The organism is Pseudoalteromonas sp. 11L1 (assembly GCF_055397545.1).
This window is the reverse complement of record NZ_AP041141.1, coordinates 2032581-2056370: the sequence shown is the minus strand read 5'-3', so window position 1 is coordinate 2056370 and position 23790 is coordinate 2032581. Positions and strand designations below refer to the sequence as shown.

The window sequence follows — 23790 nt, the reverse complement described above, 5'->3', positions numbered from 1 at the left end:
TTTTTGATTACAAAAACTAACTATTTGATAACTTTCTCTATCAAGCTATAATTATTTTAATAATCATGAGGTTGTGTCCTCCCCTTTGACATATAAAGATTAAACAATGGCAGCATTTAAAAAACTTATTTTTATACAACTGATGGCTTGGTTGATTCTTGTGACTGCTGGCTGTTATTTTATTAGCCAAAACTTTGATAGTGCCATCGGTAAAGCTCAAAAAAATGCGCAGGCGACCGTCGAGCAATATATTAAAAACCTATCTGCAACTGACCTCTCTGCTGATAACTTAAAAAATACACTTGCAAGCAGTGAAATCTTTTCACATTTTACTTTACGTGATTATCAAGGTGCGGAAGTATTTTCAGTTAACAATTCAGCGCAATTACCTGTTATTGCAGAACTTATTCAGTCAAACAATAACTCAGTACGCCCTCAGTATGCCACTAATGATAACGCCGATATAAAAGTTGAGTTTAAAATCAACATCACTCATTTGAGTGAGCAGTTTCAAACTGCTTTTTTTATAATTTTAATTATTAGCACCCTACTCGCTCTAATACCTATTGCATTAATGAAAACCATTGTTAAGCACATTAATGACAATATATGTACGGACGTTGCTGATGTCATTGATATTTATATAAACCAAAATCAACTAGGCGATGATTTTGCGACTAAAATTGATTCGCCAGAGTTAGCTAAGTTAGGAAAAAGTTTAATTCCTAGCTTTAATCGTTTATCGCACTTTTTAAAAAGTAAAAATGACAATATAAAAAATGCTGCACATACAATAAAACGTGAAGCCTACAAAGATGGTGTTACTGAGTTAGGTAATCGCAATATGTTTGTTGATTACTACGAAAAGAATATTGAAAACACCGAAGTAAGTACCTTTGGCTCTTTAGCACTCGTTCGCTGTAGTGAGTTGCAGTCAATCAATCAAAGCCGCGGCTATCAAAAAGGCGATGAGTACATTAAATCGGTGGCAGATATTATCGTAAGTATTAGTGGCACCTATTCCGGCAGCCAAGTGTTTAGAGTAAACAGCTCTGACTTTATAACCATTTTACCAAATACCCCGTTAAAAGAAGCTGAAAAATTTGGTGAAAACTTACAATCTCGCTTTACTCAATATATGCAAAACCAAGAGCTTAGCTCGGTTGCAAACACAGGTATTGTAGGGTATGAAAAATCAAAACCTTTAGGTGAGTTACTTTCTATCGTTGATAACGCAATGAGCATGGCGCAGTCTAAACAAGCTAATGCGTGGCATGTACAGCGCGATACTGATCTTGCAAATAACGTCAGTGCTGGGTTTGGTAACCAAAACTGGCGCAAGGTAATTAACGAAGTAATTGAGTCTAAAAGCGTCCATTTAGTGATCCAAAATATTATGCCTTTAGGCAAAAGCATTAAAGCCTATGCTGAAATTCAAGCCCGCTTCAAATCAGAAGAAAACCAAGCTTTGCCTACCGCTTCATTTTTAGCAATGGCTGAAAAGCTCGATATGGCCATCGAAATTGACAAGTTAATTATAGAGTCGTCTTTGGAAAGAATAAAATCGAGTAATTTATCTGAAAAGTATTTTGGCTTAAATATTACCCCTTCAAGCGCGCACAGCGACCAATTCATGATTTGGTTAGAGCGGCGCTTACTCAAAGATACCCATATTGCTTCTAAATTAATTTTTGAAGTGAGTGAATTTGGTCTTCAACAAAATATTAAAGCAAGCAAACGCTTCATTGACATGGTGCATCGAGTAGGTGCCAGAATAACGGTAGAGCGCTTTGGTGTGGGACTCACCTCATTTAAATTTTTCAGAGATTTAAAACCAGATTTTATTAAAATGGATGCAAGCTATACACGTGGTTTGGAAGACGATAAAAACAATCAGTACTTTATGCGTTTAATGGTCGACCTTGCCCATCGAATTGGCGTCAGTGTTTTTGCAGAGGGCGTTGAAAGCCAAGAAGAAAAACATATTGTAGAAACATTATGCCTTGATGGCGTTCAGGGTTATTACATTGAAAAGCCTAAAGACATCTAACCCATCCTAACTCAAATAAAAAAGAGCATTTATGCTCTTTTTTACGTTTTAAAGTGTGCTTTTGCTATTGTTCAGCCGTTAAAATGCAGACAGCTTTTTAATTGCAAAGCTCTTAGATTTTGGCCCTTTAGAATTAGCCCGTTATTTTACGTTGTTTATTTAACTGATAATCACTCAACGTGTTGTTAATCGCAGTAGAAAAAAGGATAATACACGGGATTTTATTAGCGTGAGGCACACATGACAGAATACGTCTTGTTATTAATTGGAACAGTGTTAGTTAACAACTTTGTATTAGTACAATTTTTAGGCCTTTGCCCGTTTATGGGTGTATCAGGAAAACTTGATACCGCCATAGGTATGTCTTTAGCAACCACCTTTGTGCTAACGCTTGCCTCTGTGACCAGTTATTTAGTAAACGAGTATATTTTATTACCACTAGATATCACCTACCTGAAAACAATGAGCTTTATTTTAGTTATTGCAGTGGTTGTTCAATTTACTGAAATGGTTGTTAGAAAAACCAGTCCAACGTTATACCGTCTACTGGGAATATTTTTACCTTTAATAACGACTAACTGTGCAGTACTCGGTGTTGCTTTATTAAATATCAAAGAAGATCACACCTTTTTACAATCTGCCGTTTATGGCTTTGGTGCCGCTGTAGGTTTTTCATTAGTATTGGTTTTATTTGCGGCATTGCGCGAACGTTTGGCCGCAGCAGATGTGCCCACTCCATTTAAAGGTGCCTCAATCGCAATGATAACGGCAGGTTTAATGTCAATGGCCTTTATGGGTTTTACTGGATTAGTGAAGTTTTAATATGACCTTGTTGTACGCTTTAATAGCGCTGGGTTTGCTGGCGTTAATTTTCGGATTAATTTTAGGATTTGCAGCTGTTCGCTTTCGCGTTGAAGGTAACCCTGTAGTGGAGCAAATCGATACCATTTTGCCACAAACACAATGTGGTCAATGCGGTTACCCTGGTTGTCGCCCTTATGCAGAAGCCATTGCCAATGGCGATGAAATTAACAAGTGCCCACCCGGTGGTGATGCCACAGTTAAGAAATTGGCCGATTTGATGGGTGTTGAGGCTAAACCCTTAGCCGGCGGCGAACAAGCCGAGCCAGTTAAAACGGTGGCTTACATTCGCGAAGACGAATGTATTGGCTGTACCAAATGTATTCAAGCCTGCCCTGTTGATGCCATTGTTGGTGCAACCCGTCAAATGCACACTGTTCTAATTGACGAATGCACAGGCTGCGACTTATGCGTTGAACCTTGTCCGGTCGATTGTATTGACATGCTACCTGTTGCACCAACAAAACAAACTTGGAAATGGCAACTAGACGCTATTCCTGTTACCCAAATAGATTAGAGGTTTGAGTGGAAAAGTTACTTGAACAAATAAAAAAAGGCACCGTTTGGGCATTTCCTGGCGGCGTACACCCTCCTCAGCAAAAGTCATTATCTAATAATGCGCCTATTGCGCGCCTTCCTTTGCCTGAAAAACTCGTTTTGCCTTTAAAGCAGCATATTGGCGCTAGCGGTAAATTAATTGTAGAAAAAAGCCAGCACGTATTAAAAGGTCAACCATTAACTAAGCCTTCTGCTAACTGGTCGGTACCTGTGCATGCACCGACTTCAGGCACTATTATTGATATAACGCCTATGCCATCAGCACACCCTTCTGCTTTGCCTGAATTAAGCATTATTATTGAACCCGATGGCAAAGATACCTGGTGTGAATTATCGCCTTTAGCAAACCCAGCCACTGCATCACACGATGAACTAGTTGATGTTATTCATAACGCGGGGATCTCTGGCATGGGAGGCGCAGGCTTCCCAACTTACGTTAAAGCAGATATTAAGCAGCCGATTGAATTTTTAATCGTGAACGCGGTTGAGTGTGAACCTTATATTACGGCTGACGATACCTTAATGCGTGAACATGCCGCTGAAATAGTCAAAGGTATTGAGCTCATGCAACAGCTGCTCAACCCTACCCTGTGTATTATTGGTATTGAAGACAATAAGCCCGAGGCTATCACAGCCATGACTGAAGCGGCGAAGCATAACGAGCATATTTTAATACAAACCGTGCCCACGGTTTACCCTTCTGGCGGTGAAAAACAGCTGATAAAGCTACTCACTAACCGTGAAGTTCCTAATGGTGGCATTCCTGCTGATATCGGCATTTTAGTACATAACACCGGCACTTTATTTGCGATACAGCAAGCTGTATACGAAGGCAAACCGTTAATAGAGCGCGTAGTAACAGTAACGGGTAATACTATACATAATCCAGGCAACGTATGGGCTTTACTAGGTACTGAAATTAAGCACTTACTTGATTGCCAAGGTTTTTCACCTGTGCCACAACAACGTGTGGTTATGGGCGGCCCTATGATGGGCTTTACCTTACCAACGGTTCGTATTGGCGTTGTTAAAACAACAAACTGCATACTTGCCCCAGATCACAAAGAATTAGCAGAGCCTGGCCCAGAAAAAGCCTGTATTCGCTGCAGTGCCTGTGCCGATGCCTGCCCTGCTTCATTGTTACCACAGCAGTTACAGTGGTTTGCTAAATCAAAAGAATACGACAAACTCCAAGAACATAACTTATTTGATTGTATTGAATGTGGCGCGTGTGCCTATGTTTGCCCAAGTGAAATACCACTCGTTCAGTACTACCGCGTTGCAAAAGTTGAGATTAAAGAGCAAATTGCCGAGAAGATAAAATCTGATCGCGCTAAAGAACGCTTTGATGCACGTAAAGCGCGTTTAGAGCAAGAGCAAGCTGAGCGAAAAAATCGCCACAAACGTAAGCCAGCAGCTAAATCAACCGAAGAACAGCAAAAAGTAGCCGATGCCCTTGCCCGCGTTAAAGATAAAACCAGCGATGGTGACAATAAATCAGCTGTAGCAGCGGCAATTGCGCGTGCTAAAGCTAAAAAGCAAGGTGGCGAACTTGAGCCAGATAACAGTGAAGTTGCAAAAGAGCGCGCAGCACGTAAAGAGCAAGCTCGCCTTTATAAAGAGCAAAAAGCACAAAATAATGGTGATGACGAAGCTGTAGATGACAAAAAGTCAGCAGTTGCAGCCGCTATTGCCCGCGCTAAAGCTAAAAAGGCAGCGCAAGCTAATGAGCAAACAGCAACTGATGACACAACAAGTGAATCTCCAGCTGCTGCCGATGATAAAAAAGCTGCCGTCGCTGCAGCTATTGCCCGTGCTAAAGCCAAAAAAGCAGCACAAGCTAATGAGGAAACAGCAAGCGATGACACTGCAAGTGAATCTCCAGTTGCTGCCGATGATAAAAAAGCTGCCGTCGCTGCCGCTATTGCCCGCGCTAAAGCCAAAAAGGCAGCACAAGCTGCTGAGCAAACAGCAAACGATGACATAGCAAGTGAATCACCTGTCGCCGCCGATGATAAAAAAGCCGCCGTTGCTGCAGCCATTGCCCGCGCTAAAGCCAAAAAAGCAGCGCAGGCTGATGAATTAGCAAAACAGAATGAAAACGCTGAGCCACAAAGCAACGATGAATCTTCAGAAGGTTCACAGCAAACAGCTCAAGAAAAAAAGAAAGCCGCCGTAGCCGCCGCTATTGCTCGCGCTAAAGCTAAAAAGCAACAAAAAGAAGGAAATGATCAGTCATGAAACTAACCATGGCCAGTTCACCCCACAATCATAGTCACAAATCTGTGACACGTTTAATGTTAACTGTGATTGCGGCTTGTATTCCTGGTGTTATTGCGCAAGTTGTATTTTTTGGCACCGGTGTCCTTATCCAATTATTATTAGCGTTAGTGTGTGTAAGCGCGTTTGAAGCAGCCGTAATGTTAATGCGTAAGCGCCCTATTTGGCCTGCATTAAGCGATGGCAGTGCATGGCTTACCGGTGTGTTATTGGCAATAAGTATTCCGCCTTTAGCGCCTTGGTGGATTATTGTTATAGGGTGTTTGTTTGCCATAGTTATTGTTAAACAGCTATATGGTGGTTTAGGGTTTAATTTATTTAACCCTGCAATGGCAGCCTATGTGCTTTTATTAGTGTCGTTCCCTGTGCAAATGACTGCTTGGTTACCCGTTACAGAATTACTTAATACGGGTATTACTTTTAGCCAGCAGTTAAGCTTAATCTTTAGCGACTTTACCACGTTAGGATACAGCTTAGATCAGCTCCGAGTAGGAATAGACGGCAGCACAATGGCTACCCCACTTGATACCTTAAAAACAGATATTGCTCACGGACTAACGGTGACAGAGAGCATGCAAAAGAGCGTATTTAATGAGTGGACTGGCCTAGGTTGGGGATGGGTTAACTTAGCCTTCTTACTCGGCGGCCTTTACCTGTTAAAAACAAAAGTAATTAACTGGCATATACCAGTGAGTTTTATTGCAAGCTTAAGCTTATGCGCAGCAATTGGTTATATTGCCTCGCCAGGCACTGAGCCGGGTGTAGTGTTTCACTTGTTTAGTGGTGCGACTATGCTGGGGGCCTTTTTTATCGCCACCGATCCTGTATCAGCTGCAACCACCAATCGAGGTCGCCTTATTTATGGTGCAGCAATTGGTTTAATCGTGTATTTAATTCGCACCTTTGGTGGTTTTCCTGATGCAGTTGCATTTGGGGTGTTGCTAATAAACATAGCGGTACCGCTTATCGATTACTATACACAACCAAGAACCTATGGCCATGGAGCAGTAAAATGATTATTTCTTCAATGGTAAAAAATGGCGCAATATTGTGTGGGTTTGCGTTACTAACAACGGGACTCGTTGCCACAATTAATACACTTACCGCTGATAAAATTGCAGAGCAAGAGCAGTTGCAATTAACTAATCAGCTTCAAGAAGTATTGCCACATTCCAAATACAGCAATGAGCTATCGCAAGATTGTGTAATTATATCTGATCCATTACTAGGGCCATACGACAACCAAGTTATTTATCGTGCCCGAAAAGATAACGAACCTGTGGCATTAGTCATTCGTCATGTCACCCCTAGCGGCTACAGTGGTGATATAAACTTACTCAGTGCAGTATATCGCGATGGTACCGTTGCGGGTGTAAGGGTAACCAAACATGAAGAAACGCCAGGTTTAGGTGATAAAGTTGAAGTAAAAAAATCAGACTGGATCACCACATTTAATACAAAAACAGTACAAAGCGAAAGCGACGATCGTTGGGCCGTTAAAAAAGACGGCGGCCAGTTTGATCAGTTTACTGGCGCTACAATTACACCTCGTGCCGTCGTAGGCTCAGTCAAAAACGCGGTACTTTATGCACAAGATAACTTTGATGCTCTGTTCACAGCAGCAAACGCATGCCCTGAGGTAACGCCATGAGCGAATTAAAAACCCTTTACAAAGAAGGCTTATGGGGAAATAACCCCGCCTTGGTACAGTTATTAGGTTTATGCCCTTTACTGGCTGTTACCTCTACAATTACTAATGCGCTAGGTTTAGGCTTAGCAACCTTATTGGTATTAGTGGGCTCTAATATTACCGTATCAATAGTGCGTAACTGGGTACCTAAAGATATAAGAATACCTGTGTTTGTGATGATTATTGCCGGTTTTGTAACAATTGTGCAGCTGTTAATGAACGCTTACACTTTTGGCCTTTACCAATCTTTAGGGATTTTCATTCCGTTAATTGTAACCAACTGCGCCATTATTGGCCGTGCAGAAGCGTTTGCCTCAAAAAATCCCGTGCACTTATCCGCCTTTGATGGCTTAATGATGGGCTTAGGCTTTATGTTGGTTCTGGTTGTACTTGGCGCTATGCGAGAGCTGGTTGGACAAGGCACATTATTTGATGGTGCCGATTTATTACTCGGGCCTTGGGCTGCTATATTGCGCATTGAGGTGTTTAGCTTTGATAGCCAGTTTTTACTGGCCATTTTACCACCGGGCGCATTCTTAGGGCTTGGCCTGCTGATTGCCGCTAAAAATGTAATTGATGCACAAATAAAATCAAAACAAGTCGCACCGCCAGAAGCTGAAAAAGGCCCTCGAGCGCGTGTTACTAGCTTAACTTAAGGGGAAAACGCATTAACTTAATAAAGCTAATGCGTTTTAAGTTACATGAATAAAGAAAAACGTCACCAAATACTTACTCGCTTACGCGACGACAATCCACATCCTGAAACGGAGCTTGAATATTCAAGCCCGTTTGAGTTATTAGTTGCCGTTACGCTCTCAGCACAAGCCACCGATGTTGGGGTAAATAAAGCCACTCGTAAATTATTTCCGGTTGCTAATACGCCACAAGCCATTTTAGATATTGGCCACGACACACTACGTGATTACATAAAAACCATCGGCTTATTTAATTCAAAAGCAGCTAATGTATATAAAATGTGCCAAATATTGGTAGATCAGCATAACGGTGAAGTGCCTGAAAATCGTGAAGCGCTCGAAGCCCTCCCTGGCGTGGGCCGTAAAACAGCCAATGTTGTACTGAACACCGCTTTTGGCTGGCTAAAGGATAATGAAGGTAGATACTTTTTAGCAGTAGATACTCACATCCAACGTCTTGCAAACCGTTCGGGTTACGCTAAAGGTAAAACTGTTGAGCAGACAGAACAGGCCATAATTAAAAATACGCCAAATAAAAAAGAGTTTATGTTTAACCTCCATCATTGGTTTATTTTACATGGGCGCTATACGTGTACAGCGAGAAAACCAAAATGTGGAAGCTGTATAATCGAGGATTTGTGTGACTATAAAGAGAAAACTGAGTCATAGCTAAGAGTAGTTACTTTTTAGTTAGTATAAACCTTTTAACAGCCACATTTTTTAGTTTCCATTTAATAAGTTGGCTATTTGGTTCTCATATGAGCCTTTATTAGGCCAGCACCAGTTAAATTGAAAATTTGCGTTAACTTAAGAATAATTTGAATTTAAGCAAGGTGTTGCAATTAGATTATGATTTATTAATTAGAGCCCAGCTTAAAACTAAAATTTAAATACAGAATTCATTGGAAGCTATTTCTGGTTTGTGCCAAAAGCAGCCCTTGAGTGACTTAGTGATAAAGGCTGCAATGATACGATTGCTGACATTTCACTATTTCTTTTTATGCCTTCTCATTGCCATTAATAGACTGTCATTTAGCTATCGCAACAACTTTGACCTTCTTGAATTGGCGGGCATTTCACTGTTCCATAAGAGCAATATACGCAACAATCGCCTTTCAAAGGCTTTAGGAGAACTTTGCAAGATTCACATTCATAATACCACTGGCAAGCGTTGGTTGGCATTTCTTCAGTTTTACTGAAGCCACACTCAGGGCAAGTAATGGTAGAATTTAACTCTATACTTTGCATGTTTGCTCCTTCAAAGGTTTAACAATGTCTAATACGGACATTACAATCATCAAACAAATACCTACATAAAACAAATAAGTGCTCCATTCGTATTGCCATAGTGGATAGAGGGTTAACAAAACCGCTATAGGGCCAATAACCCCAAGAATACCTCTCGCATGATTTTGGTTTTTATACCAGTTATACAAATTTACCAACAATGCCAGAGTTGCAAATATAGGTAACAAGGTATTTACAGCAATTCCCTCAAAGTGAGAGAGAAAGCCTAATCCTAATGCTGATGCTAACGAGCCGAGTGCGGGGAAGCACCCCGTACAACTAAGAGCCGCAAGCCAAACACCACCTGAGCTAACTTTATCTAAAATCTTATTAATCATTTTTAACGTCTAACATTATTTGAATGATTTGAGTATGAACTCCGTAGGTAGGTACGGAGTCAATACTATTTTAGCGAATCGATTATTGGGCAGTGGGATTGATCGTTATTGTTGCGGCATGAATTAGTCATTTCTTTTATGACGACTTCTAAGCGTTGAAGGTCAGCTATCTTATTTTGAATTACGTTCAATTTCAGCAAGCCTAGGGATTCTACTTTGGCACAATCGCCATCCATTGACATCAATGAAGCCACTTCTTTTAGAGTAAAGCCAAGTGCTTTGGCCTTACAGATGAATTGTAATTGTTTGGTGATTGAGTCGTCATAGACACGATAACCATTTTGAGGTTTTTGAGGCTGTTTTATCAAGCCTTCCCGCTCATAAAACCGTATAGTTTCTACGCCTATATCAAGTTCTTTAGCCAACTTGCCTATTGTTTTCATCGTCCAACCATAAAATCAACTTTAATCATGACATTAGTATATCAATACGAAGTAAAATTGCTCGAACTACAATGACTGGTTTTCGCTCTTTTGAGGCATTCGCCTCAACACGTTTTGGGGCAAAGGTGAGTTATATTGATAAATCGTCGATGGACATAAATGAGTTAGAGCCGAAGGACGGCTCTGTGCCATAAGCCGACCTTGAGACACATAAAGATTAAGACTGCAAAGATACGAAAGCGGAAGTTAGCTTTGGCCTGTTTAACGACAAATATTCCGACAAAGCAGTCATGACTATTAGTTTATTGTTAAATCTAATCTTTCTTTTCGTTCATCTACTCAATAACCCCACGCTAAACGTGACTTTAGCGTGGGGTTAGAGTTCACAGTCATTTTATCTGGATAGCTCTTTTATTTTTTTCTCTGAAAACCAGCGATATAAAACAGGTAAAACAAATAATGTTAACAGTGTTGCAGTTACCAAGCCGCCAACAATAACACTCGCTAAGGGGCGCTGTATTTCTGCACCAACACCATTAGACATTAACATCGGTATCAAACCTAAAGCTGATGTTATAGCAGTCATAAGTACAGGTCTTAATCTTGAAGTAGCGCCTTCAAAAACGGCTTTAGATGCTTCTAGACCGTCTTTAATACGTTGGTTGATACTTTCTACCATAACGACCCCATTCAATACCGCTACACCGAATAAGGTAATAAAGCCTACTGAGCTTGGTACAGATAAATATTGGCCAGATATGTACAGGGAAAAAACACCGCCAATTACGGCTAGTGGCACATTCACTAAAATCAGCATAGCTTGACCAACAGAGCCAAAAGCAAAGTAAAGTAACAATGCAATTAGCGCTAAAGACAGAGGTACAACGATAGCTAGTCTGTTTTGAGCACGCTGCTGGCTTTCGAATTGGCCACCTATTGCTACCGAGTAGCCTGAAGGTAGGTCAACTTTCTCAGCAATAACTTTTCTGATGTCGGCTACTACACTGCCCATATCTCTATTCTGAACGTTTGCTTGAATAACGACACGCCTTTGAACATCATCACGCCTTACTTGAGGAGGACCTGATTCAAATGAAACAGTTGCAACATCACCTAAGCGTACCCAGGCACCTGTTGGTGACTGAATTCGAATATCTGAAATAGCTTCCTTATTTCGTCGATATTCTTCTTCAATACGCACATAAATATCATATCGCTCGTTACCATTGATGATTTGTCCAGCTTCGACCCCACCAATACCATCTCGTACAACTTCCATTATATCAACAACTGAAAGTCCAAAGCGCGATAGCTCTTGCCTATTAGGTTTTACGACAAGTTGGGCTTCACCTGCAATTTGCTCAAGCGCAACATCTCTTGCACCGTCAACACTCTTAATAACTGCTTCAATCTCTTGACCCTTAGCTGCTAAAACGTCTAACTCAGGACCAAATAACTTTATCGCTAACTGAGCTTTAACGCCAGATAGTAGCTCATCAACACGAGTCGCAATAGGTTGAGAAAAGTTGAGTAACAACCCAGGGAATTCTTCCAAAGATCTCTCCATCTTACCTTGAAGTTCATATCGATTAGATGCACTTGACCACTCAGAAACAGGCTTCAATCCTATGTAAATTTCTATGTTATTAACTGGCTCTGGATCTCCACCTATTTCTGCTCGTCCAATTCGGCTTAATGCATAAGTTACTTCAGGAAACGCCATTAACTTTTCTTCTAAAATCGGAGCTACGGTTAACGCCGTATCCAAACTTGAAGATGGCGCAAGGGTTGCTCTTAAATTAATAGTCCCTTCCTCTAACTCAGGAACAAATTCAGTGCCAATAAATGGAACTAATGCAAATGCAGATGCAACTAAAATAAGTGAAGCTGAAATGACTAACTTAGTGTGTTTTAATGCGAATGTTAGACCTTTTCTATAGAGTTTATCTAATGGTTTAAGAACAAAGCTTTCCCTCTCTTTCACACCAGATTTAAATAGATAAGTTGCCAGTGCTGGCACGATAAACAACGCAACCACAATAGCGGATATAACAGCTAAAATGATACTTATTGCCATAGGTTGGAATAACTTTGCCTCAACACCTTCAAAGCTAAATAAAGGCGTAAATACGACTAAAATAATAGAGGCTGCAAAAAAGACGGGACGAGCCACTTCTTTACCAGCATTTTGAAGACGTAATTTAATACCATGCTCATCTTGTTCTACATCATGTGGATCAGTATCAGCACTAGGCACTCTTTCTTTTACACTGTTTGAATGGGTAGAGTCTGGTCTATTTAAATGCTTAAACATGTTCTCAACCATCACGACTGAGCCATCAACTAGCATACCAATAGCGACAGCTATTCCGCCTAGCGACATTAAATTAGCAGATATCCCCCACCAAGCCATGATCATTAACGCAATACCAATAGAAATTGGAATTGAAATTAATACCAAGAAGGTTGCACGTAAATTCATTAAGAATAGAGCCAATACAATACAGATGAAAATAAATGCTAGTGAAAGTGCATCAACTACCGTATCAACGGCTTTTTCAATCAAATCAGCCTGATCATAAAATGGCTCAAAGCGAACACCTTTAGGTAATGCTTGATTAATCAATGGGATTCTTGCATTGATACCATCAATGGTAGCTTTAGTATTTGACCCCATGCGTTTTAATACAATACCAGAGACAACTTCACCTAAGTTCTCTACTTTACCATTGGGTGATTTTCGCGTCATAGTGACAGCACCTTGGCGAATTTCACTGCCCATTTCAACTTTAGCAATATCCGAAACCGTCACAACCGTCCCATCAACTGTTTTGACGGGAACTTGTTTGATATTACTAATACCAGCGTCACCACTTTCAAACCAACCTGTACCTCTAATAACAAGCTGCTCTTGCCCACGGTTCATATACCAGCCGCCAACATTCGCATTGTTGTTATCTAGGGCACCAACAACGTCTTCTTGCGTTAGGTTATAAGAAAGAAGCTTAGATGGATCTACATTTACTTGGTACTGCCTAACAATACCTCCAAAGGAGAGTACATCAGTAACACCATCGACAGGCATAACGAGTAACTTCACAATCCAATCGTTAAGACTTCGAAGCGCCATAGCATCATAGCCTGCATCTTTATCAGAAATAAGAAGGTACTGAAAAACTTGGCCCAGCCCTGAGGTGTTTGGCCCCATTTCGGGTGTCCCAACACCTTCAGGTATGAGTTCTTTTGCGGCTTGAAGACGCTCAAATACGAGTTGTCTTGCAAAGTAAATGTCGGTGCCTTCTTTGAAAACAACCGTTACGCCAGACAAACCTGTTTTAGAAATTGAGCGCACTTGTTCTACATCAGGTAAAGCATACATTACCGCTTCAATGGGGTACGTAATGAGTTGTTCAACTTCTTCAGCAGCCAGTCCTGGCGCTTCAGTATTCACAGCAACTTGAACATTAGTAACATCAGGAAAGGCATCTAAATTTAGTTTTGGAATAACCATAATTGCGCCAACCATGGTGGCAAACAGCGCAATCAAAATCAGGAGTCTATTATTAACAGACCAATCTATTATTTTATTAAACATAGTTTTGCCCCTTAGTGGTTATGCGGATCGAATCCGCCTTTAGCGATTTCAGACGCAACAAAAAATGCACCTTTGGTTACAATTCGCGTTCCACTATCAAGGCCAATGATTTCTCTAAAACCACCTAAGGCTCGGCCTAGTTCTACTTCTACAGCTTTAAATTCTCCAGGGTGGTCTTCGACAAATACGGTCCAATCACCATCGGCACTACGGATCAATGCTTCTTCTGGCACAGCCATCACTTTCTGCTTTGTGGCGAACTGAAAGTAAACTTTTACAAACATGCCTGAATGGAGGTTATCATCCGAATTTTCTACTCCTAATCTAATAATTCGAGTACGAGTAATAGGGTCAATTGTATGGGCTTCTTGGATAACTTTGGCATTGTAACTCTGGCCTTCTAATTTAAGTACCGCAGGAGAGTCAATTGATAAATTAAGCTTTTTATTTGGAGAAACTTTTGCTTCAACCCATAATTTTTTTTCATCAGCTAGCAACATAACGGTATCCCCAGCATCAACACGTTGCCCTTGGATAAAGTCGTCTTGAAGTACCACTCCTTCACGCTGAGCAGTTAATGTATATTGCCCAAACGCTTTTATGTTTTTGTTAGAAATCCCATCTATCGCTTTTTCAGTTAATCCTAAAGCAATAAGCTTCCCATAGCTTGCATTGAATGTAGTTTCTGCTTGTAACAATCGACTTTCACTCACCGTCTTGTTACCCAGCTTTTTCACACGTTGCCATTCGGTTGAAGCGATTAAATAGTCAGCCTGTGCTTGTGCCATTGCTTCACTAAATAATGTAACCAACTTCTGACCTATTGCTACATGTTCGCCAAGCGCTGCATGGCGACTGATAATAACCGACTCTGTACGTGGTGATACCACATAACTTTTATAGCCATTAGCTTTTATTTCGCCAGGTGCATACACGGTGCTAAATTGATATTCAGGCTTAACACTTTCCACTTTGATGTTAGCAAGCGACATCTTCTTTGGATCAATAGTGATACCTTCTTCATGCTCTTCTTCCTCTTTATTATCACCTTCATGGCCGTGCTCGTCATGGTCACCTTTATCTTCTTCATGTCCTTTTTCGTGTTCATGCTCGTCATGGTCATCTTTTTCTTCTTCATGTCCCTTTTCATGATCGTCATGATCATCTTCATGTTCTTTTACATCTTGCTTCAAAACCTTTGCGACAGAACCAGTACCATCTGATGACTGTGCAAAAGCATCATGATTTGTAGTAAGCCCTAATAACAGGCTGCTAATTACTACGGCTAATAATTTTTTACTAAATATTGTATTCATTTTTGTAACCTATATTTTTGATAAATTTAAGATTTCGTTTTTCGTAACTGAAAAAGTAAACGTTTAAATCTCAAATTTTGATAACTGACCCATACTTAAAACGAAGGATATTTCTGCAAGCTTGAATTGATTTTCCAAACGAATTCCTGCATGAAGTCCTTCCGCACGTTGATTTAATACAAGTAAGTAATCAGACGTATTAATGTCACCAGCTTCCCAGCGCTTATTTAATAAATTTGCGCTACTTTCTAATCTGCCTTCTGTGAGTTTTCGCCATTGCTCAAAGTATTTTTTACTGACATTAAGCGATTCATAATTAGCTTTTGCTTCAAAAGACTGCTTTCGATAAACCGAGCGAAAGTTGGCTTCTGCTGCGATTGCTTCTGAATAAGCGGCTTTAACCGTATCTGAATAGTTATTCCTGATGTTTAAAGGAACTGAGAAAGTCAAACCAACCAAGTCTTCATCTCCACTTCTCCCTGCGCTAATTCCAATGGTTGGATTAGCTTTAGATTCCATAGTGGTTAGCTGAGCCTTAGATTGTTGTCCCTTCCATTGCGCTCTAGCGAGTTTAACTTTTGGATGATCCTCAACCCACTGGGAGTTAAATGAATAGCTTGTTGCCCCAAAAGTAAATGAAAACAAATTTGTAGTATTAGGCGTCCAATCAGGCAATAACTCCTGAACCTTTACCTCTGCATTTTTCAATGCTATTTGCGACTCAGATATTTCACTGAAAATTTGGGACAAGTTTAAATAGACCAATTCAGCGTCAAGTGGCTCTAAAAGTCCGGCTTTTCGCTTATCTTCAACAATTCCAACGAGTGTTTGTAATTGATTTTCTCTTTCTGAAAGTAACTGAGCAGCTTCTTTTGCTGCTTGCCAATTAACTAATGCAGTTAAAGCGTTAGCCTTTTTAGAATCGAGTAAAGATAACAATTGTTGCTGGTTTACATAAACATCAATTTCACCAATGCTTTTATTTGCTGATTGCTTATCCCAAAAATCTATCGTTTGACTGATACCAATAGAGTAATTATCAAAATCACCTTCTTTTTCATAACTAGCTTCTAGCTCTGGGTTATAAACGGCTTGAGTTAAACCTTTGGCTCTATGACTACTTGCATTGAGTAACTCTTTCGCTGCTATAACTTCGGGATCTTTATTTATTTGACTATCAAGCCATGAAATATTTTTCTCTTTGCCATAACTGGCAGCTGAAAAACTCACAGCCATACATAATGACAGGACTAAACCTGTATTTTTTAAATATATATACATAAAAATTCTTAATTTTAAAATTAATAAACACGAACCCTTTATCCATTATTAAAGGATAAATAGGTCATTAAAAATTAATCTAATTAAGAAATAGGCGGACGAAGTATAGCTTCAAGAAAGGTACTTGTTTGATCAATTTGATAAGGCGTTTTATTGATAATATTTAGCTTACCATCGACATTGGAATTACTGACTAAAATCCAAGATAAGTGGCTGCCACTGCAATGACCACAGTGATGACAATCCTTTACATCGTGCTGTTCATCATCTGTATTATCATTTAAAATATTTCGATCATCTGCATGATCATGTTGAGTTTGAAGGTGCTCTATATCTACCTGGTGATTCTCAGATGTTGCGGATACAACAGCAGTTAACGATTGCAAAACAATCGAAACGACTAAGAGCATTTTTAGTACAACATTAAGGTTCAAAGTTATTACCAGTTAAATATAGTATTTAAAATACTAGCAGAAACTATTTACTTAAACTAGCTAATTTAGTTACTTTCCAATCTTTTCAAATTAAATAATTTTTTATTTGACTCTATAGCCACTATAGATTTTATACTTATTTTAATATTATTACGGAATGTTAAATATGTCAGAAAAATGTAGTGGTCAGTGTCAATCATCTTCTACCAATGAAGACGTAAAAATTGATACCCAATTAGATAACTATAGTGGCGCGTTTGTCAGTACTTATAAAGTGCCTCAAATGGACTGTCCTTCAGAAGAGAGATTGATCAGATTAGCACTTGACTCAATTGAGCCTTCCGTAGGATTGCAATTTGATATTCCTAGTCGAATAGTCAAAGTTTTTCATGATGAAAATTTAAATGAGATAACAAAAAAGTTACAACAACTTAAACTCGGTGCAGAGTTGGCATCAACTAAAGAAAGTTGCAGCACCGAAGCTGCAAAAGCAAAAGACTTAGCCCAAAAAAATGAGATGAAAGAAGCATCAACGCTAAAATGGTTGTTAGCCATTAATGGTGTCATGTTTTTTATAGAAGTAATTGCTGGGATTATTGCGCAATCTGCTGGCCTTATTGCCGACTCATTAGATATGTTTGCTGATGCTGCTGTTTATGGTTTAGCTATTTATGCCGTAGGTAAAAGTATTAGCATGAAACTTAGAGCAGCACATATATCTGGTGTGCTTCAAGTTATTCTAGCGCTAGGTGCTTTGAGCGAAGTCGTAAGACGCTTTGTTTACGGTAGTGAACCGATCTCTTCTTTAATGATGATATTTGGTGGAATAGCACTAATCGCTAACGTTGCTTGTCTGTTTTTGATATTTGGCAACAAAGAAGACGGCGCTCATATGAAAGCGAGTTGGATTTTTTCAGCAAATGACGTTATCGCAAACGTTGGTGTAATTTTAGCTGGCTTATTAGTTACAGCAACAAGCAGTCGTTATCCAGATTTAGTGATTGGTTTGATAATTGCTCTTGTCGTTTTAAACGGTGCTCGCCGCATCTTACAGCTAAAGTATTAAGCAGAGAAATGAAAACAATGCACTCATCGTATATCAAATCAAATATATCATACGTGATAATGATTTTAATCGCGGTGCAATCTGTGTTTTTTTCGCTAGAAGAGCTTGAAGTAAACTTAATTGAAAGTTCTTTTAATACATCACTAACTGAGTCTATTACCCCGCTAAAATCTCCAGAAACCTCCAATATATTTGAGGTGAGTAATAGCAACACTTCAATTGATAATTGTAATTTTTGTTGCTGTTGTCACTTATTTTTAAATGCAGATTATTCTTGTAACATTTTACAAACAATAGAATATTTCCTTACCTACGCCTTAGTTTCTCCTGAGCTAAAAGGCTATATGTCGGTGCCATTCCGCCCACCTAAATACGCCTAAATTTTATAGAAAATTAAGAAAGGTCAAATGTTAATGACCTAAATATCACATATAAATTTATAGGAAAGTATACATGGCACTTAATACCTGTGAGCATCGCAAGATAGCAATTTTGAGGTGTGTAACACCTCGGCTTAAATATATCGCGTTTCTCGCTTTGTCACTTTTTACATTTAATGTTTATGCGTTTGAAAATCAGTTAAACCTTCAAGAAGCAATTCAGTGGACGCTTAAACAAAATCCCGAACTTAAAATATTTGATTTCAAGCAAGCGGCATTAACAGGACAAGAACAAACAGCAAGTTTAAATCCCGCTTATGAACTAGAAGTTGAAGCTGAGAACTTTGCAGGCTCAGGTGAATTTAATGCATTCGACAGTGCTGAATTAACAGTCGCTCTATCTTCGGTTATCGAAATGGGAGATAAACGCTCAGCGCGAATTGGACTTGTTTCAAAATCAAGAGTACTACTCAATGCTGAGAAAGAAGTCTCTGCGCTTAACTTAATGGCTCAAGTCACTGAGAAGTACGTAGAAGTACTTGCTGCCCAACAAAGAGTGATATTGGCAGATAATGCATTGAAGTTAGCACAAGAAACGTTAGAGATTGTATCTCAGCGTAACCGCGCAGGTGCTACCCCTGAGGCTGAAGTGAAACGTTCAAAAGCAGTTATTGCTCAGGCTAACCTCACCCTTCAATCTGAACAAAAGCGCTTGGAATATCTAAAGCTTTCTTTATCAGCTTACTGGGGAGAAACATCAGTGTCATTCTCTAGAGTAACTGGAGATCTGTTTCAGTTTGGCAATGATAGTGACTTTAACAGCCTTTTTGCGAAGTTAGAGAAGAACCCTGCTATTCAAATCTATGCAAGTGAACAGCGACTAAAAGAGGCTGAAATACAGTTAGCTAAAACAGAGTCAACGGCCAATATCAAATGGTCTGTTGGTGTTAGGCGCTCTCAAGAAGCCAATGATACGGCACTGGTCGCTGGCTTTAGCTTACCTTTGTTTGCTGAAAAGCGAAATTCTGGTGCAATCGCTAGTGCGCTAGCAGAGCGTGACCAAGTTGCCATAGAGAAAGAGGCGACTAAGTTGAGGTTTAGAAATCACTTACTACGAGCATACTCCAATAGAAAACAAGCCATATTAACAGCTAATTCATTAAAGCAGTCGGTTATCCCAATGCTTGAAGATGCACTGGAAGATACTCAAGACGCCTATCAAAAAGGTCGATATGGATATCTTGATTATGTATCGGCTAGACAAGAGCTGTTAAATGCTCGGCGAACCCTCATTGATGCGGCATCTGCTGCCCTAATTTATGGCGCAGAGATAGAAAAACTAACAAACGAAGCGCTGTCACTCTAAATAAACATCACTTTAAGTTTAATAACAATTTATTGATTCAGTGATTAACTGAATCGTTTAGGAATTCAAAATGAAAAACTATTTACTCGCACTATTGATTTTTATTGGGTATCTATCACCCATTCAAAGTGTTTTCGCTAGTGAAGATGAACATGAAGGCGAAGAAGGCATAAGCAAAATCGACAATAACATGGCAAAAAAGGTTGGTGTTGAAACAGCCTATTTAGCTTCAAAAACGTTGAACCAAACTATCCCTGTATACGGCTCTACGACGATAGGCGCTGAACAATTATTTCAAGTTGGCGCTAGATATAACGGCGTTATAAAGACAATAAACTTCACTGTTGGTGATACGGTAAAAAAAGGCGATCTATTAGCCGTTATTGAATCTAATGAGAGCTTAAATACTTATAAAATAACATCGCCTGTTTCTGGGACTGTTTTACAGCGAAATGGAAATATTGGCGGTATCACGCAAAACACTAGCTTGTTTGAAATCGTCAAATTTGACACCTTGTGGGCTGAATTTAAGGTGTTTACCAGCCAATATAATCAAATCAAAGTCGGTCAGCATGTTGATATTGAGCAAGGTGAACACGCATTCAGTTCAGTCATCACTAATATTATTCCAGCTAAAGATCAGCCTTATGTTTTAGCACGGGTACGATTAAACAACACTGAGTTAAAGCTAACGTCAGGTCAATTATTAAAAGGCAACGTAAAGATAAACCAATTTGAGGTGGATTTAGCGGTCGAGAAAGTTGCCATACAAGAGCTAGGTGGACAATTAGGTGTCTTTGTAAAAGAAGATGAAGAGTACGAGTTTGCACCACTTGTCCTTGGTCGTTCAGACAAAAACTATATCGAGGTCATTGATGGCCTCAGTAAAGACGCTGAATATGTAAACAAAAACAGTTATCTGATTAAAGCAGATATCTTGAAATCTGAAGTAGAAGACGACGATTAGGAGACGCAATATGATTGAATCAATTTTGCGTCTTGCAATAAATAGGCGCTATTTAGTATTAAGCTTGCTGATGGTAATCATCGGCGTTGGTATGTGGAGTTATCAAAAACTTCCCATTGATGCTGTTCCAGATATAACAAACGTACAGGTACAAATAAATACCTCTGCCCCCGGTTATTCACCTTTAGAAGCGGAGCAAAGGGTAACTTTTCCAGTAGAAAACGCATTAGCTGGACTACCAAAGCTGTCTCACACCCGCTCTCTTTCAAGATATGGTTTATCCCAGGTGACCGTTATCTTTGAAGAGGGAACCGATATTTATTTCGCACGCAACTTAATCAATGCAAGATTAGCTGCGATAAAAGGCGTTATTCCCTCTGGCTTAGAGCCAGAGATGGGTCCTATTTCCACAGGGCTTGGTGAAATATTTATGTATACCGTACAAGCTTCTCCTGACGCTAAAATGCCTAATGGAGAGCCTTATACCGCTATTGCCTTAAGAGAAATACAAGACTGGATCATTAAACCGCAATTGGCTCAAGTTAAAGGCGTCATTGAGGTCAACAGCATCGGCGGCTATAACAAGCAGTATCATATAACGCCGAAACCCGAAAAATTACTTTTTCATCAGGTAAGCTTTGAAGACGTTTCTGATGCATTACGTAAAAATAATGATAACCGTGGCGCGGGTTATATTGAGCAAAACGGACAACAAGTGTTAGTGCGCTCCATTGGGCAACTTGCGACAATGGATGAAATCCTCAATGTCATCATCAAAAAGAACGATGGTATTCCTGTAAAAATAAGTGATGTTGCCAATGTTGCTATAGGCAAAGAACTTAGAACAGGGGCTGCTACTCGTAATGGCATTGAGACAGTGCTTGGTACAACCATGATGCTGATTGGTGAGAATTCTCGCACCGTTGCTTTAGAAGTGGAACATAAGCTCAGCGAAATACAAAAATCTCTGCCAAAGGGCATTACCGCAGAGCCTGTTTACGACAGAACAACGTTAGTAGATAAAGCGATTGCAACCGTTACCAAAAACCTCGTTGAAGGTGCGCTTTTAGTTATTGTTGTGTTATTTATTCTACTTGGAAATTTACGTGCAGCTCTCATTACCGCTGCTGTTATCCCTATTTCCATGTTAATGACAATCACAGGTATGGTGCAAGCAGGAGTATCTGCCAATTTAATGAGTCTCGGCGCATTGGACTTTGGCTTGATAGTGGACGGGGCTGTAATCATCGTTGAAAACTCTGTCCGTAGGTTAGCACAGGCCCAACACAACGGTCATAGGCAAGACTTAAGAGAACGCCTAAATACCGTTTTTGAAGCCACTTCAGAAGTGATACGTCCAAGCTTGTTTGGTGTGGCAATTATCACTGTTGTTTACATCCCCATTTTCACGCTAACTGGCGTTGAAGGGAAAATGTTCCACCCTATGGCGGCAACTGTCGTTATGGCGTTAATTTCCGCAATGATCCTTTCAGTTACACTGGTTCCTGCTGCTGTAGCTGTGTTTATGAAAGGTAAAATCAGCGAAAAAGAAAGTGTAGTTATTCGTTCAACCAAGTCTATTTATGAACCATTGTTAAAAATGGCGATGAAATTTCGTTGGATTATTGTTTCATTCTCAACGCTGTTAATGGGGTATAGCCTTTGGTTAGCAACTACGCTTGGGACAGAATTTGTTCCTCAATTAAATGAAGGTGATATTGCACTACAGGCATTAAGAATTCCATCGACTGGCCTAGAGCAATCAGTAGAAATGCAAGAAGTACTTGAGCAACGTATTAAAGCGTTTCCTGAAGTTGATAAAGTATTCTCGCGCATTGGCACACCAGAAGTAGCAACCGACCCAATGCCACCGAGTATTGCTGATATCTTTGTTATTTTAAAACCACGTAAAGAATGGGCCGAACCTTCAAAACCAAAAAGTGAATTAGTTGAAGAAATGGAAAAAGTACTGAAAAACATTCCAGGCAACAACTATGAATTCACTCAGCCTATTCAAATGCGTTTCAATGAATTGATTTCTGGCGTTAGAGCTGATGTCGGCATCAAAATATTTGGTGATGATTTGGATCGGTTATTACTTACCGCAAAAGATATTCTAAATATTGTGAAAACCGTGGATGGTGCCGCTGATGCTCGAATGGAACAGGTCACAGGTGTTCCATCTTTATCAGTAATTCCTAAACGAGAAGCGCTTGGTAGGTATGGATTGAACGTTACCGAATTGCAAGACTGGGTTGCCACTGCGATTGGCGGTGAATCTGCGGGGATCATTTATGAAGGTGACAGACGGTTTGAGTTAGTTGTTCGCCTACCAGAGCAAATAAGAACGGATATCGATAGCTTGAAGCATCTGCCGCTTCCACTTGAGAATGGTAACTATGTGCCAATTGAAGAAGTTGCAGAGCTTAAATCAGAGTCTTTACCCGCGCAGATTAGCCGAGAGAACGGAAAAAGAAGAGTTGTGGTTACCGTCAATGTTCGTGGTAGAGATTTAGGCGGTTTTGTAAAAGAAGTTAAAGCTAAAATTAATCAGGAAGGAGAAATTCCAGCAGGATACTGGCTTGATTATGGTGGAACGTTTGAACAACTAGAATCAGCAAGTAAGCGATTAAGCCTAGTTGTACCGATAACATTGGTTGTTATCCTAGGTATTTTGATTATAGCATTTGGTTCATTAAAAGATGCATTAATCATTTTCAGTGGCGTGCCTTTAGCATTAACAGGGGGCGTATTTTCACTTTATTTAAGAGACATGCCCTTATCAATTTCGGCAGGTGTCGGCTTCATTGCATTGTCAGGTGTCGCAGTATTAAATGGCTTGGTTATGTTGGCTTTTATTCGAGATCTTTGGCATGAAAAAGGCGACCTATACGTAGCGATCATTGAAGGTGCCATCATTCGTTTAAGACCTATTTTAATGACGGCACTGGTCGCAAGTTTAGGTTTTATTCCAATGGCGTTAAACACTGGAATTGGTGCAGAAGTACAACGACCACTAGCAACAGTTGTTATCGGCGGTATTGTATCTTCTACCATTTTAACTTTGTTTGTATTGCCTATTTTATATCAATGGGCGCATGGCGCTGAGAGTAACAAACAGCAATCCGACGAAATCTAAAAGCAAAAAAGCAGCTTAATTACTAAGTTATGCCTAATTAAGCT

The 23790-nt window shown here is 39.8% G+C and carries 20 protein-coding genes; 13 read left to right on the top strand and 7 right to left on the bottom strand.

Features of this window, described 5'->3' with window-relative positions:
• The first annotated feature begins 106 nt into the window (after positions 1–106).
• From ACZ5WS_RS09635 to nth, 8 genes are all read left to right on the top strand, one after another.
• On the top strand, positions 107–2050 hold the full coding sequence (locus tag ACZ5WS_RS09635) for a bifunctional diguanylate cyclase/phosphodiesterase (protein WP_464708076.1): 1944 nt from the start codon (positions 107–109) through the stop codon (positions 2048–2050).
• A gap of 240 nt (positions 2051–2290) precedes the next feature.
• Positions 2291–2872, top strand: a complete 582-nt coding sequence (gene rsxA, locus ACZ5WS_RS09630; RefSeq protein WP_008115244.1) for an electron transport complex subunit RsxA — start codon at positions 2291–2293, stop codon at positions 2870–2872.
• 1 nt (position 2873) lies between these two features.
• Positions 2874–3428, top strand: a complete 555-nt coding sequence (rsxB, locus tag ACZ5WS_RS09625) for an electron transport complex subunit RsxB (protein WP_008115242.1) — start codon at positions 2874–2876, stop codon at positions 3426–3428.
• Positions 3429–3436: 8 nt separating this feature from the next.
• Positions 3437–5710: an electron transport complex subunit RsxC gene (gene rsxC, locus ACZ5WS_RS09620; protein ID WP_464708067.1), complete on the top strand. Its 2274-nt coding sequence runs from the start codon at positions 3437–3439 to the stop codon at positions 5708–5710.
• Positions 5707–6765, top strand: a complete 1059-nt coding sequence (gene rsxD / locus ACZ5WS_RS09615; protein WP_008115238.1) for an electron transport complex subunit RsxD — start codon at positions 5707–5709, stop codon at positions 6763–6765. The genes rsxC and rsxD overlap by 4 nt, the downstream gene beginning before the upstream one ends.
• Entirely contained in the window at positions 6762–7400 is a 639-nt protein-coding gene (gene rsxG, locus ACZ5WS_RS09610) for an electron transport complex subunit RsxG (protein WP_464708062.1), read from the top strand. Before rsxD ends, rsxG begins: the two co-directional genes overlap by 4 nt.
• On the top strand, positions 7397–8095 hold the full coding sequence (locus ACZ5WS_RS09605) for an electron transport complex subunit E (protein ID WP_010388435.1): 699 nt from the start codon (positions 7397–7399) through the stop codon (positions 8093–8095). Before rsxG ends, ACZ5WS_RS09605 begins: the two co-directional genes overlap by 4 nt.
• A 45-nt stretch (positions 8096–8140) precedes the next feature.
• Positions 8141–8803, top strand: a complete 663-nt coding sequence (gene nth, locus ACZ5WS_RS09600) for an endonuclease III (RefSeq protein WP_076923040.1) — start codon at positions 8141–8143, stop codon at positions 8801–8803.
• Between the two features lie 363 nt (positions 8804–9166).
• On the opposite strand, the gene ACZ5WS_RS09595 is transcribed toward nth, so the two are convergent.
• The 7 genes from ACZ5WS_RS09595 to ACZ5WS_RS09565 form a co-directional block, all read right to left on the bottom strand.
• Entirely contained in the window at positions 9167–9316 is a 150-nt protein-coding gene (locus tag ACZ5WS_RS09595; RefSeq protein ID WP_464711497.1) for a GDCCVxC domain-containing (seleno)protein, read from the bottom strand.
• A gap of 53 nt (positions 9317–9369) precedes the next feature.
• Positions 9370–9759 carry an organomercurial transporter MerC gene (merC, locus tag ACZ5WS_RS09590; protein WP_024601094.1) on the bottom strand — a complete coding sequence of 130 codons (390 nt, stop codon included), beginning with the start codon at positions 9757–9759 and terminating at the stop codon, positions 9370–9372.
• Between the two features lie 65 nt (positions 9760–9824).
• On the bottom strand, positions 9825–10202 hold the full coding sequence (locus ACZ5WS_RS09585) for a MerR family transcriptional regulator (RefSeq protein WP_010557530.1): 378 nt from the start codon (positions 10200–10202) through the stop codon (positions 9825–9827).
• A gap of 394 nt (positions 10203–10596) precedes the next feature.
• Positions 10597–13797, bottom strand: coding sequence for an efflux RND transporter permease subunit (locus ACZ5WS_RS09580; protein WP_464708048.1), 3201 nt, complete (start codon positions 13795–13797; stop codon positions 10597–10599).
• An 11-nt stretch (positions 13798–13808) separates the two neighbouring features.
• A complete protein-coding gene (locus ACZ5WS_RS09575) occupies positions 13809–15113 on the bottom strand; it encodes an efflux RND transporter periplasmic adaptor subunit (RefSeq protein WP_085301218.1) in 1305 nt (434 codons plus the stop codon).
• Positions 15114–15176: 63 nt separating this feature from the next.
• The gene (locus tag ACZ5WS_RS09570) at positions 15177–16394 is read right to left on the bottom strand and encodes a TolC family protein (RefSeq protein ID WP_464708042.1); all 1218 of its coding nucleotides are present in this window, start codon (positions 16392–16394) and stop codon (positions 15177–15179) included.
• A gap of 83 nt (positions 16395–16477) precedes the next feature.
• Positions 16478–16804 (bottom strand): hypothetical protein, encoded by a 327-nt coding sequence (locus tag ACZ5WS_RS09565; RefSeq protein WP_029750283.1) that lies wholly within the window; start codon positions 16802–16804, stop codon positions 16478–16480.
• A gap of 190 nt (positions 16805–16994) precedes the next feature.
• Here ACZ5WS_RS09565 and ACZ5WS_RS09560 point away from each other — a divergent pair, with 190 nt between their 5' ends.
• The 5 genes from ACZ5WS_RS09560 (at position 16995) to ACZ5WS_RS09540 (ending at position 23746) form a co-directional block, all read left to right on the top strand.
• Entirely contained in the window at positions 16995–17894 is a 900-nt protein-coding gene (locus ACZ5WS_RS09560; protein WP_464708037.1) for a cation efflux transmembrane domain-containing protein, read from the top strand.
• A gap of 8 nt (positions 17895–17902) precedes the next feature.
• Positions 17903–18274: a hypothetical protein gene (locus ACZ5WS_RS09555; protein WP_243533197.1), complete on the top strand. Its 372-nt coding sequence runs from the start codon at positions 17903–17905 to the stop codon at positions 18272–18274.
• Positions 18275–18347: 73 nt separating this feature from the next.
• A complete protein-coding gene (locus ACZ5WS_RS09550; RefSeq protein ID WP_464708031.1) occupies positions 18348–19640 on the top strand; it encodes a TolC family protein in 1293 nt (430 codons plus the stop codon).
• A 70-nt stretch (positions 19641–19710) separates the two neighbouring features.
• Positions 19711–20607 (top strand): efflux RND transporter periplasmic adaptor subunit, encoded by an 897-nt coding sequence (locus tag ACZ5WS_RS09545; RefSeq protein ID WP_036972173.1) that lies wholly within the window; start codon positions 19711–19713, stop codon positions 20605–20607.
• 10 nt (positions 20608–20617) lie between these two features.
• Positions 20618–23746 (top strand): efflux RND transporter permease subunit, encoded by a 3129-nt coding sequence (locus ACZ5WS_RS09540; RefSeq protein WP_010557527.1) that lies wholly within the window; start codon positions 20618–20620, stop codon positions 23744–23746.
• Positions 23747–23790: the final 44 nt, after the last annotated feature.